This window comes from Treponema sp. (genome assembly GCF_052169735.1).
GTDB lineage: Bacteria > Spirochaetota > Spirochaetia > Treponematales > Treponemataceae > Treponema.
The window spans coordinates 1-12841 of the sequence record NZ_JBQNBW010000007.1; the positions used below are offsets into that span (position 1 = coordinate 1).

At 45.4% G+C, this 12841-nt stretch carries 10 protein-coding genes; 9 read left to right on the forward strand and 1 reads right to left on the reverse strand.

Annotation, left to right across the window (positions count from 1 at the left end; all coding sequences use genetic code 11):
* Window positions 1-296 precede the first annotated feature (296 nt).
* From ACTTJ8_RS02105 to ACTTJ8_RS02140, 8 genes are all read left to right on the forward strand, one after another.
* Window positions 297-1439, forward strand: coding sequence for a class I SAM-dependent RNA methyltransferase (locus ACTTJ8_RS02105; protein ID WP_442720188.1), 1143 nt, complete (start codon window positions 297-299; stop codon window positions 1437-1439).
* Entirely contained in the window at window positions 1436-3160 is a 1725-nt protein-coding gene (locus ACTTJ8_RS02110; protein WP_442715299.1) for an outer membrane protein assembly factor BamB family protein, read from the forward strand. The genes ACTTJ8_RS02105 and ACTTJ8_RS02110 overlap by 4 nt, the downstream gene beginning before the upstream one ends.
* 160 nt (window positions 3161-3320) lie before the next feature.
* Entirely contained in the window at window positions 3321-5096 is a 1776-nt protein-coding gene (locus ACTTJ8_RS02115) for a P83/100 family protein (protein ID WP_442715300.1), read from the forward strand.
* Between the two features lie 129 nt (window positions 5097-5225).
* Window positions 5226-5618, forward strand: a complete 393-nt coding sequence (locus ACTTJ8_RS02120) for a thioesterase family protein (RefSeq protein WP_442715301.1) — start codon at window positions 5226-5228, stop codon at window positions 5616-5618.
* A 290-nt stretch (window positions 5619-5908) separates the two neighbouring features.
* Complete coding sequence (locus ACTTJ8_RS02125) at window positions 5909-7183, forward strand: ABC transporter substrate-binding protein (RefSeq protein WP_442715302.1); 1275 nt, start codon at window positions 5909-5911, stop codon at window positions 7181-7183.
* Between the two features lie 281 nt (window positions 7184-7464).
* Window positions 7465-8382: a carbohydrate ABC transporter permease gene (locus ACTTJ8_RS02130; RefSeq protein WP_442715303.1), complete on the forward strand. Its 918-nt coding sequence runs from the start codon at window positions 7465-7467 to the stop codon at window positions 8380-8382.
* Between the two features lie 65 nt (window positions 8383-8447).
* Window positions 8448-9278, forward strand: a complete 831-nt coding sequence (locus ACTTJ8_RS02135) for a carbohydrate ABC transporter permease (protein ID WP_442715304.1) — start codon at window positions 8448-8450, stop codon at window positions 9276-9278.
* A gap of 17 nt (window positions 9279-9295) precedes the next feature.
* A complete protein-coding gene (locus tag ACTTJ8_RS02140) occupies window positions 9296-10348 on the forward strand; it encodes a s-methyl-5-thioribose-1-phosphate isomerase (RefSeq protein ID WP_442715305.1) in 1053 nt (350 codons plus the stop codon).
* Between the two features lie 110 nt (window positions 10349-10458).
* Here the strand turns inward: ACTTJ8_RS02140 and ACTTJ8_RS02145 are convergent, their stop codons facing one another.
* Window positions 10459-10818, reverse strand: coding sequence for a helix-turn-helix domain-containing protein (locus ACTTJ8_RS02145; RefSeq protein ID WP_442715306.1), 360 nt, complete (start codon window positions 10816-10818; stop codon window positions 10459-10461).
* A gap of 253 nt (window positions 10819-11071) precedes the next feature.
* On the opposite strand from ACTTJ8_RS02145, the gene ACTTJ8_RS02150 reads away from it, so the two are divergent.
* Window positions 11072-12841 (forward strand): dynamin family protein, encoded by a 1770-nt coding sequence (locus ACTTJ8_RS02150; protein ID WP_442715307.1) that lies wholly within the window; start codon window positions 11072-11074, stop codon window positions 12839-12841.

Genomic DNA, 12841 nt, shown 5'->3' on the forward strand with positions numbered 1-12841 from the left:
TGAAGGTAAATCGCTCGGTCTTGCTGAAGGTAAATCGCTCGGTCTTGCTGAAGGCTCACGGCAAAAAGCCTTCGAAACAGCGCGTAACTTACTTGTGATAGGTTTATCTATTGACAATATCGCAAAAGCAACCGGCTTAACCGTACAGGAAGTAGAAGCACTGAATTAATGATGATAAAACGTTTCCGGCATTTTCATAATGCGGAAGCCTTGACAGTGTTAGGCAAAAACTGAGTTCCGCAGGCAATATGCGGCAGGCATTTATACACAGCTGCGTTTTCTGTATACTGCTGTTTGTGTATGTTACAACAGAAAAGATAGTATTCGGCGGTAAAGCCCTCGCACGGGTAGAGGGCAAGGCAGTATTTATCCCCTTTGCGCTTCCGCAGGAGAAGCTAGACATTAGCATTACGCAAAGCCGGCGCGATTATAATGAAGCAGTTATCAACAAGATTCTCACGCCCTCCCCGCATAGGATAGCTCCGCCCTGCCCTTATTTTGGACGCTGCGGTGGTTGTAACCTCCAGATGGCGGAGGAGCAGTACCAGCAGGTTATCAGACAAGCGATGGTGGAGGAACTTTTTACCCGTGCGCATGTAACTGCCGAGCAGCCGCCGGTTTTTGTTGCAGGGTCGGCGTGGGAGTACCGCAACCGCTTCCAATTCCATGCGGATAAGCACGGCACCATCGGGATGCACGGTTTAGCAAGCAACACTGTTATTCCGGTACAGGATTGTCCTATTGCGGTACCGGCGCTCCGCCGCGTATTGCAGCACGGCAAGCTCCCTACCCTCTTTCCGCACCGAAATAAAAAAGAGCAAGACCGCTATCATCTCTTTGCGCAGGACAGCCTGTACAGTCCGCTCAATCCGGATGCAGCAGCGCGGGTGCATAACACGGTACTCAACTTTAGCGTATTCGGCTTTTTTCAATCTAATATTAGTATGCTGGAAAACGTCATTGACTGCATAACAAGCCTACCGGAATGTACTCGGATTCTCGACTTTTATGCAGGAGTCGGCACTTTTTCTGCTTTTTTAACAGGAAAAGCCCAAGAAATCCATTTGGTAGAGCATAATGAGCGGGCTATGCATACTGCTCAAAAGAATCTTGAGCGGATTATTACAGCACGGAACCATTCATGCCGATGCTTTTTTCATGCAGTATCTGATGCGCATTGGAATACGCTTCCGGCAGCCCGGCTGCACTATGATGCAGCGGTAATCGACCCGCCGCGGCAGGGACTCCATACACAGGTTATTGCCTATCTAAAGGAGGCAGCTATTCCTCTTTTGTATTACGTTTCATGTAATCCTGCGACATTTGTCCGCGATGCAAAAGAATTGACAGCCATGGGGTACCGTTTTACCCAGTATCGTCTCTTTGATTTTTACCCGCAGACCCATCACTGCGAGCTTATGGGGATTTTTATACGATGAAGATGCACCGGCAGTATGCGGCAGCCTTTTTAGGACTGACACTAAGCCTTTTCGGTACTATAGCCGCGGCTGCACAGACAGCACAAAACGAACAAGCTCAATGGTCAGCTGTTATGGCTGGAGAAACGCGCTGCGATCCGGTGGTATATGGCGAGCAGTTTTATACGCTCAGTTCCGACCATGCACTCAACTGTCTGAATACTGCCGGGTCTTTTGTATGGCGGCGTACCCTTGAACGGACAGCCAAGCCCTTCCTCTCGATTACGGCTTCAGGGGTACTTCTTGTTGCAGATGCAGCAGGTAAGGTGCAGGCAGTATCCGGTCAGGGAATATATCTGTGGTCGCTCAAGCTGCCGGAGCCGGTACTTTTTGCACCATATAGTGCAGCAGACGGAAGAATATATGTACTGACACAAACCTCGCTCTACTGTATCTCTATAAAAGGAAAGATACGGCAGCAATTACAACTGCCGGCAGCTCCTGCGCAACAACTCTGTGAAGCAGGATCAGGGGTGCTGGCGCTGCCGTTAATCAATCGAGAGGTTTTGATGATCTCATCTTCAGGTGAACCGCTGAGTACAAGAGCTGTAAAAAATGGGTTAAGCGTCCTTGCAGCAGCTCCCGGCGGCTACATCATCGGCAGTGAAGGACTGCTTTCCTATTACCGCACCGCACTCACTGCATCTTCTGCACAAAATACGGTAAACCGTCTTGAAGAACAACTTGTGTGGCATTTTCAAGAAGGAGTCCCCTTATGTGTACACGTATTCGGTAATGAGGTGCTGTGTGCCTATTCCAACGGCACCGTACAGCTGCGGTCACTTGCAGACGGCTCTTTACTACAGCTCCTTACATTCGGCAGTACACTCACACTTCCGCTCTACTGCATCAAAGCTGACGGAGATTATTACCTTGCGTGTAAGGGCTTTGTCGGAGCGGTCGGCAGTAACGGAACCATAAAACGGGAAAAAAAACTTGCCGCAACACCGTTTCTGCCCGTTATTACGCCGGGGGGAATACTCATTACAGTAGACGATTGGGTTATAAGCGGCTGGAATTTCGATACAAAGATACTCAAAACAGCCCCGATTCAAGAACGCTCTGCCGTATCTGCCGGTAAAACGGAACACAGTACACCCCCGCAGGCTCTTCATCCGGGAGCGTCTGCCGGGACACAGGCTATTCCGTTTTTTGTTCCTTACGGCGACACAGAAGCCCTGCTCACCCGTATCGAAGCGTCAATAGCCCAAGATACGGCATATCAGCAAGAAACCGCAGATGCAGCCGTACTGGAAATCATTTTGCTGAACAATAAGCGTTCGGCAGTACTCCCATATAATTTTACTGTGTATGAACAGGCGCAAGCTGCGGAACTTCTCGGAAAATTTGAATCGCTTGCATACCGACCAGTTTTGTTGGAGGCTGCACGGCGTACTACAGAGCCGGTACTCGCAACCGGGATTATCCGGGCATTAGGCTCTATCACCGCGGATCCGGATGGAAAATCGATTCAAACGATTCAAGATTTGCTCAAGCGCTCCGGGGTGCGGCAGCTTGCGCCGGCTTATGCGGCATGCGAGGCTCTAGCCGAAATAGCGAAATACGGTGATAAAACTACTGCCGATGGGGCAATGAAAGCCCTGTTTGCCATTGCAGCCGGAGCCTATCCTGAAAGTCTGCGGCAGTATGCAAGACAAAAAATTCAAACTATAGTAGAATAAGAACCGGTGGATAACAAAGCGGTGTTGTAAGAACCGCTTGCAGTTATATTTTGGCATCTCTAAAACCAGACATTTTAGAGGTTCCTCTTTGGGCATTGCTTGAAATGGAAGTTTTTAACAATGCTCATCTGCATTAAACTTTATAAAGAGAGGTTGTTTAATGAAAAGATTACTTATGTGCCTCTGTGCATTTACGTTGATGAACGCGGTATTTGCTATCGAAGTTGATCAAAACGAACTCAGACAAGCTGAAAACACCCCGATTGAATTTATCAACTATACGGGACCGCATAGTGAAATTGATTCACTGCAATCCATTGCAGCAATAGGAACAGCGCTTGCCGGAGCTGCCCAGCGTGGACGGGCAGGAGATATGAACCGCTATGCGGTTATCCATGCAGTAGATACCAGTGTTACAGCAGGGCTTGATGCAGATATTTTGATTATCGGCAGCGGAGCTAGGGTGGATCATGTTACAAACTTGAGAGTTATCATTGCCGGCTACCTGCGGGCAGCCTACGGGTATTCTGAAAAAGATGCAAAGACCATTGCTCATTTTGTAACAATTTATAACGCAGTATACCGGGGTAATCTCGAAACCTTTAAAGCTAAGTACAAGGCGGTCGTATTGAAGAACCTGGCAGCTGATAAGGTAGGTCTTGCGCTTCGCTATGATGAATGGCCGGGAAAAACGCAGATTGTTATTCCGCTTTCCGATCAAAAATACAGCGGTACATTGAGTACCATCGACACCACGTCTATTTCCGATAAAAATGTTGTCGAAAAAATGAGGGAGCAGGATGATAAAGACCTTGCAACCCGTAAAGACATGATAGACTTAAAAGAGCGTGAAAGTGATGCTGCTCGGGAGCGTGCGGATGTAGCTCGGCAAGATGCAGCTGCAGCACGGAAAGATGCATCAACAAAACAGAAAGAGGCTGAAAGCGCACAAAAAGATGCTGATAAGTCCAAAGCTGCTGCACAACAGTCAAAGAAAGATGCAGAAAAAGCGCGGAAAGAAGCGGATGCTGCAAAAAAACAGGCTGCTCAGTCCGAAAAAGCAGCAGCAGCAGCTCAAAAACAGGCTCAAAAAGATCCCAACAACCGTAAAGCGGCTGCCGAAGCTGAAAAAAAGCAGCAGGAAGCAGAAAAAGCCAAGCAAAAGGCAGCTGAGAAAAACAAGACAGCTGCTGAAAAAGCAAGCGATGCTAAAAAGGTAGATCAAGAAGCCGCTGCAAAGCAGAAAGAAGCTGCCGCAAAGCAAAAAGAAGCTGATCAAGCCGGTCAAAAAGCACAGACAAAGGAAAAAGAAGTCGCAGCCGAACAGCAGTTTGCCGATACAAAAGAACAGGAAGCCCAAAGTGACCGGAAAGATATTGCAGCTGATACCCGGCAAATACTGGAAGACAAGCGTGCAGAGCGGAAAGCTCAGGATGAAGCGGTGTTTGCCTCCTCTATGCCGCGTGCAGCACTCAAAATTATAGACCCGAACACAATGCTGGCTGAGGTGGTTCTCCTTGATCTACGGACGGAAAAATCACTCAAAACATCCTCGCTGAATACAGTACGCGGACGGATGCTCGTAGAAGGAACAGAATCCCTGATTGCGATTGCCGGATCAAAGGGAGGCAATCAAATGATTACACTGGTTTCTATTAACCCCCGTACCCTCGAAATGACAAAGCAAGCTACGGTTTCTGTTGCAGAACAGAGTATGCTCGTTCCTGCTGACAACGGCTGCTATGCGGTGATAGATCAATCGGGTAAATACGTTCTTGCACGATTTGATGAAAACCTTGAAGTTAAGGCACGGTCAACAGTTACTGTCTTGCCGTATACTGCAATCAGGCTTACGGAAAAAGGGCTGATTGTGCAAGATACTGCAAACAATATTCGCGTGCTGAATGCCGAAACGCTTGCTGAATCAACAAAGTAAACAAACAAAAATCCCTGCCGGTGATTCAGTGCGTTCGGGAAGTTAAGCCGGATGCACAAGTAACCGAAGCCCTCTAAAAACTCGATGAGATGTTAGAGGGCGCTTTTTCAGAAGCATAAAGGAATATATATGAAAGTAGGACTTATTGGAGATCATTCGTTTATTGTTACAAAAGATATGCTTGCAAGTGCGGCAGGAAGCGGCACGGTAGCGGTGTTTGCTACCCCGGTTATGATTGCCCAGATGGAAGGTACTGCCATGCGCAGTGTAATGCCTCACTTAGCAGAAGGACAGGCAACTGTGGGAACATATCTTGATGTGCACCATACCGCAGCAACTCCCGAAGGAATGAAGGTATCTATCCATACCGAATTAACCGGCATCAGTGACAACGGACGTTTTTTAACGTTCAAAGTAGAAGCCCGTGATGAATGCGGTGTTATCGGCAGCGGTACCCACGAACGGGCTGTTATCACTATTGACCGCTTTATGGAAAAAGTAAACGCAAAAAAAACGCAATAAAGCGTCCTCATCTTCCTCAAGAATGCCTGAACTTTTTCTTTGCAAAGGAGAAAAAATCAGGGTATACTAATAGATGAGATCAGACCTATTCGATAACTGTGTTTTCGAATAGGTTTATTGGGAACCTCTCAAAACTTCAGTTTTGAGAGGTTTTCCTTAGATTCCTTTTGCGATGTTTTTTGATAAGTTATAACCATGTAAAGACTTATCAAAAAGACTCGTCGGGCATCTCTAAAAATCTAACCGAGTTTTTAGAGATGCCCTATTGTATTTCTTGAGGAGGAAAGACAATGAAAAAACAAATCATAGCAGCCGGAATTGGTGTACTTATGCTGACTGCAGCAGTAGTGATTGCCGCAGGCTGCGCAAAAAAAGAAGAAGCCCCTAAAGCAGAAAAAATTGTGTTAACAATGGGTTCATGGAGAGCTGATGATGTAGAGGCATGGACAAAATTACTTGCCGAATACGAAAAGATCAGCGGTGTCCTGATTCAGTTTAAACCGACTAACCCGCCTGATTATAATGCTTCGTTACGCCTACAGCTTGATAACGGTACAGGTCCCGATCTTATGTTTGCCCGCTCGTATGCAACCGGTGCGGAATTATTTGATAAAGGCTTCTTTGCCGATGTATCGGATATTCCCGGATTACAGGAACACTTTAGCGAAAGCAGTAAAGATGCATGGCGCAACAAAGATAAAAAATCCTTTGGAGTTCCTGTTGCAGCTGTTGCACAAACTATCTTCTATAACAAGGATATCTTTGAAAAAGAAGGAATCAGTATTCCTACTACATGGGAAGAGCTGCTCGCTGCATCTGAACAATTAAAGAAGGCTGGGTATATTCCCTTTGCAAACGGCTTAGCTGATGAATGGGATATTAACGAATGCTTTATGATGGGCTTGTTACCTAACTTTATCGGCGGCGCGCAAGGCCGTATGGCTTATGAGCAAGGTAAACGCCCCTTCAATGATGCTGATATGATCGCAGCCTTTCAAGCAATGAAGGATATCGCTCCGTATTGCCCCAACGGTTTTGAAGCGCTTACCTACAATGACTCAAACGCATTATTTGCTACCGGTAAGGCGGTAATGTATGCAGACGGTTCATGGACACTCGATACCTTTAAAGACCTTCCCTTTAAGTGGGGAAATATCGCATTTCCGCCGCCCGCAGGCAAATCTCCCGAAATCTGTTTCCATGTTGATATGGGTATCGCAATGAATGCAAATGGTAAGCACACTACTGAAGCACGGGCATTCTTAGCATGGCTGTGTACACCGGAAGGGGTTGCTGTGGTTGCAAAATATCTGCCCAATGGCTTCTATCCGATGTTTCAAGGAAATATCGCCATTGAGGATGCACAAAGCGCAGAATTGTATGGCTTACTGCAAGGGAAGGGGCAAGATGTCCGCTTTGTATGGCCGAAGCTGATGAACGGCACACCTTCCGGATATAACCTGTTGAACGAAGGGGTTATTGCGGTTATGAAGGGACAAAAAACGCCTGAAGAAGCTGCAAATGCGCTTGCAGACGGACTTGCCCAGTGGTATAAGCCGGAGTAAACGGCTGTTGTAGAAAAACAGGCTGCACAGGATGTGTGCTGAACGCGGTTATCTGTATTACAGAAACTGCGTTTTCCCGCCTTCCCGCCTGAGCGGGAGCTGCCTTCGCGGAAATATCCTGTTTTCTAGCATCTATAAAAGAGCGGCGGTTCTATCAACACTAGACCTGTTTAGACATGAGAACCTCTAAAAACTTCAGTTTTAGAGATACCCAAAGATAAGTTTCCGAGCAGGTTTACTTATCCGGAATTGTTGCAGCTGCCGTTCATTGAGAATGTACAATGACTATCAAAAACAAGTATGCTATAGGCTGGTACCTCTATTTAGTACCGGCATTGATGTTCTATGTTGTCTTTATGGCTTTTCCGCTCGTAGATTCTATCAGGATTAGCTTTTTTACCTTTGATGCAGCTGCACGCAAAAATGTATTTATCGGATTTAAAAATTATATTGACCTTTTTACCAATCAAGAATATTCACAGCGTTTTTGGGGAGCTTTCAAAAATACATGGTATTTCTTTCTTATTCACATGGTAGCGCAAAACTGCCTTGCCGTTATTTTTGCCCTGTTACTGGCATCAAAAGATTTTAAAGCCTCCCGTTTTTATCAAACGGTGATCTTTTTACCGGTAACCTTTGCTGTCCTCATTACCGGCTACTTATGGAAGCTCCTGCTCAATCCGCAATGGGGGGCATTTGCCGTATTACTCAATGCATTAAACTGCGGATCATTCATTCAGCCGTGGTTGGGGAATGAACATACCGCACTGACTGCCGTCGGACTGGTTTCAGCTTGGCAATGGATGGGGATTCCGACAATGATGTTCTATGCAGCGCTGCAAACCATACCGTATGAGATTATAGAAGCAGCAGATATTGCCGGTGCAAATGGATGGCAGAAAATTATTAAAATAAAACTGCCGATGATTCTGCCGATTATCGGTATTGTCGCTATTCTTACGTTTGTGAATAACTTTAACGCATTTGATGTTATTTTTGCAATGGAAAATGCCAATGGAGCGCCTCAGTACAGTACCGATATTATGGGAACCCTCTTTTACCGGATTGGCATTGCAGGACAGCACCCCGTAGGAATCCCTAATCCGGGAATCGGTTCGGCTATTGCAACGGTAACATTTATCATGCTGCTCATCGGCGCTATGATGGTATTGCAGCTCACTCGATCGAAAAATGAGTGATACCGCAACTAAATTTAAGGAAAACCCACTGTATCATGCATACAATGTTTGAGAGGAGATGCTGCATGTCAAAATCACGAAAAATGAGCTTTACCATACACCATGTTGTACTTTCAATCTGGTCGGTCATTGTTTTGCTGCCTATATGGACAATGCTCATTAATTCATTTAAAACCAAGTACGATATTTATGAAGCGCCTTTTTCGCTGCCTAAAAAGTGGATATTTGAAAATTACCGGTCGGTTTTGCAAAGCGGTGATTTTTTAATGTATTTTGCCAATAGCTTTTTAGTTACGGTAGGGTCGCTGATTTTTATTATTGTCTTCGGCTCAATGGCTGCTTATGCGCTTGTCAACAAAAAAAATAAAATCACCGGCTTTCTTTATATCTTCTTTATTGCCGGAATGATGCTGCCTATTAAGATAGGCAGTATACGCCTGCTGCAAATGATTAAAGCCCTGGGGCTATTGAATAGCATTGCCGGGTTATATCCTATCTATATCGCGATGGGAATCCCGATTGCCGTTTTTATCTTAACTGAATTTATCGGATCAATTCCGCGGGATTTAACTGAGGCAGGGGTTATTGATGGAGCCGGCAGAATGACGATTTTTAGAAAAATCATCTTTCCGATTATTACCCCTGCTATCGCAACCGTGTGTATCTATAACCTCGTCCCGATTTGGAATGATCTTTGGTTCCCGCTTATTTTTATCACAGACGAAGGTTCCAAAACCCTGCTCCTTGGGGTTACTCGGCTGTTTGGACAATATCTAACCGACTGGTCTAAGATTCTGGCAGTGTTAAGCCTTTCTGCGGTACCCGTTATCTTGCTCTACCTCAGTATGAGTAGGCATTTTATCAGCGGTTTAACTGCCGGAGCTGTGAAAGGATAAAATGTGCAAGGATAAAAATGGAACGAAAAGATGAAGGATTAGCCTTTTTATTGCGGTATGAGAATGTTGCATGGTTTGAACAAGGCTTTGTAAAGATATTAGACCGGCGCATATATCCCGAAAAAACCGTCTACGTTACCTGTTATTCGTGGCAAGAGGTACGCCAGGCGATTGCAGACATGGTAACGCAAAGCGCCGGTCCCTACACTGCTGCCGGTATGGGGATGGCGCTTGCAGCGTATCAGATACGGGGAAAACCGCAACAGCAGCAGCTCCGGTTTTTAGAAGAAGCCGCACACGGTTTAAGCACAGCCCGCCCAACGACAGCGAACCGGATGGGACAGATTACAGCAGGCTGCTTAGCTGCTGCGCGTACAGCCTTGGATGCGGGAACAGATGCAGCCACAGCTATCTTTGATGCAACCCTTCTCTCCCTCAACCGGCGCTACGGAATAATGGAAAAAGTCGGTACATACCTTGCGGAATTATTTCCGAAAGGCGGCTGCATTCTGACGCAATGCTTTGGTGAAACGATTGTGGGTATGATGCTGAAAGCAGCCCGCCGTAATAACAATCCCGTTAAGCTCTTTTGCGCCGAAACCAGACCGTTTCTACAAGGAGCTAGACTGACTGCAAGCTGTGCTGCCGACATGGGCTTTGAAACTACGGTACTCACCGATAATATGATTGCATACGCTATGCAGCATGAACATATTGATCTTTTTACATCGGCAGCAGATACCATTGCTCAAGATGGACATATCGCGAATAAGATCGGTACTTTCCAAATTGCATTACTTGCCAAACACTTCGGCATTCCCTACTATGTAACGGGTATTCCGGATGCAGATAAGCAAACTATTGCCGATATCCGCATTGAACAGCGTGATCCTACCGACGTGCTTTCATTCCGCGGCATACGGCATACCTTCCCCGGCGTTAAAGCCATCTATCCGGCTTTTGATATTACGCCTCCGAACCTCATCCGCGGTATTGTAACAGACAAAGGCGTATATCAGCCGGAAGCATTGTACCGCTACTTCGATACTCCGCAGGATCGGTTTTATTGATTCATACTGAGAGTTAATACCCTCATATTAGATGCAGCTTGTACGCATTACCCCGCAGTACGAATAACAAACTGATGTTTCTTCACCTGTTACATTTTAGAGGACACTTTTTAAAGTATTACGCCGGTGTCATCCCCTTGCGGTGAAGCGAAACCAAAAAAATGTTCATAAATATCCGTCAATGTTTGTTGCTGTTTTTCAAGAACAAATTTCAACATTTCTCCTGCATCAGGGGTACTGTCTTTCTGCAGTGTGTCGGAGAGAAACAAGTCTGCAATAGTAACATCCAGTGCATCAGCCAGTTTTGCGAGCGTTTCCGGATAGGGCCACTTTGTCCCCCTCTCTATTGCACTTAAAAAAGGAATTGAGATATCAGCTTTTTCCGCAAGCTGAGCTTGAGAAAAGTTTTTTCCGCTCCGCAGCTCTTTGATTCTTTTTGCAAGGATCGTCCGTACATCTGCACCTGTCATTCCTGTATTCCTCCGGATTAGTTATTCTCCCAATAGGATTAGGGTTTGACAAATATCTAATGAGCGTCTAAAATTATTATAAAAATATCTAATAGATATATTTATTTGATTTTGTAATACCATTAGATATTAAAGATTTTGAAATAAAACGACAGGACTTGTCGCGTAACTGTGATATGATGAGGGGGAGGCTCAGAACATAATCGGTTTTGAGACATCCTATCCTGTTTTCTAAATAAGAGGAGGCAATAGAATGATTCCAGCACAAGAGGAAATTCTTGAAGTATGTAATACCTTGCATACGTATTCAAAACAAGCTGAACTGGCACAAGAAAAAGTGAATAACATTGAGGCAGTTCAAAAAAATGTTGCAGCAACACAGCTCCTTGTCCCTGTTATAGGACAATTCAGCGCCGGTAAATCAACAATGATCAATACCATGCTTGGCAGTAATTTATTGCCGACCGGTATTACTCCGGAAACCTCGCTTGCAACCGAAATGCATTACACTGAGGGGGAAGAATATGCGGAAGGGATAACGGAAAACGGTACAGCACACCGCTATGTACTATTCGATATGAAAAAACTAACCGAAGATGCTAAGCAATATCGGTTTGCACGAGTATATATCAAAAACCTTCAGTTGAAGGAGCTTGAACCGCTCATCCTCGTTGATATGCCCGGCTTTGATGCACCGATGGAACATCATAATAAGGCTATTCTCGAATACATTGATAAAGGACTGTACTATATTGTACTGACAAAAATTTCAGACGGTACGGTTTCCCGTACATTGTTGAAGCGTCTGGATGAAATACACGCAAGCGGCAGAAAATTTTCACTTTTTCTTTCAAACGCCGATCTCGAACGGTCAGAAAAACTTGCACAGGTAAAACAGCAGTGTACTGATATATTGCAAGATACCTTCGGCGGTACCTTTCATATTGAAGCAATTAATAACACCTCGGTAGACAGCGTTTTACAATGCCTCCATTCGATAGATAGCAATGCTTTGCTGAAAAATCTTTACTATCCGCAAATGAATGAATGCACCAACACAGTGCTTGAAGGTCTTAACTACCGCATAAAAGCCTTTGATATGGAAGCTTCTGCAATTCAAAGCGCTCAAGATGAACTGAAACGCAGTATCGAAAGAGTTAAATCGACAGCTGAACAAGATATCCGCCACATGAAAAGCAAATATTCCGGCAGTATGGTAAACAACATTTTACGGGATATTACAGAAGCGCTTGACAGTTCTGCCGATGAAATTACCTCAGCAATTATGTCGCAATCCGGTAGGGCGGAGTCATTATTAAATGACATTATACGGTCATCCCTTGTTTCTTCATTGGAACGGCGTGTAGAGGAAGCAAATGACAGTATTGTTATGGATTTTTCCGATTCCGTGAAAGACCTGTCAGAAGTGTTTAAAACAATGGATATAGACTTACACTATGCAGATACCATTGTAAGCGGATTACAAGAGGTGTTTAAATCGGTGCCTATGGCTGTCGGTACGGCAAGTACGCAGCTGCCGAAAGCGATGAGCGGACTGCTCAGCGGAACTGCTATCGGAGGTTTAAGCGCTCTTCTGACCGGCACAATCGGCAGTACGATTACGACGGCAACATCGGTGGTAGCAACGGTTATAAACCCTCTTTTGGGTATCGCTGTTGCTGCCGTTCCCTTGCTTATGTCGCTCTTTGGACAGAAGACACAACAAGATACCGGAGAATCACAGGTGCGGGCAAAGGTTACTGGGGAAGTATTCCCGCAGATAAAAAGCAAATTGAGGGCACAACTGCCTGCTCTTTTACAGGAGCAAGTCGGCGGCATGATTACGCAGGTGCAGCAGCAGTATCAGCGGGTGTTGCAGAGCCAGCAAGCGGAATTTGAAAAAGCAATGCAGGAAAAACAAGAATCGGTAGAAGCGAATAAGCAGAAAAAAGAACTTTTTGTCGGGTACCGTCAAGAAGTTCAGCGCATTTTGGAAAAAATTACCACGTGGAGAATGGAGTAG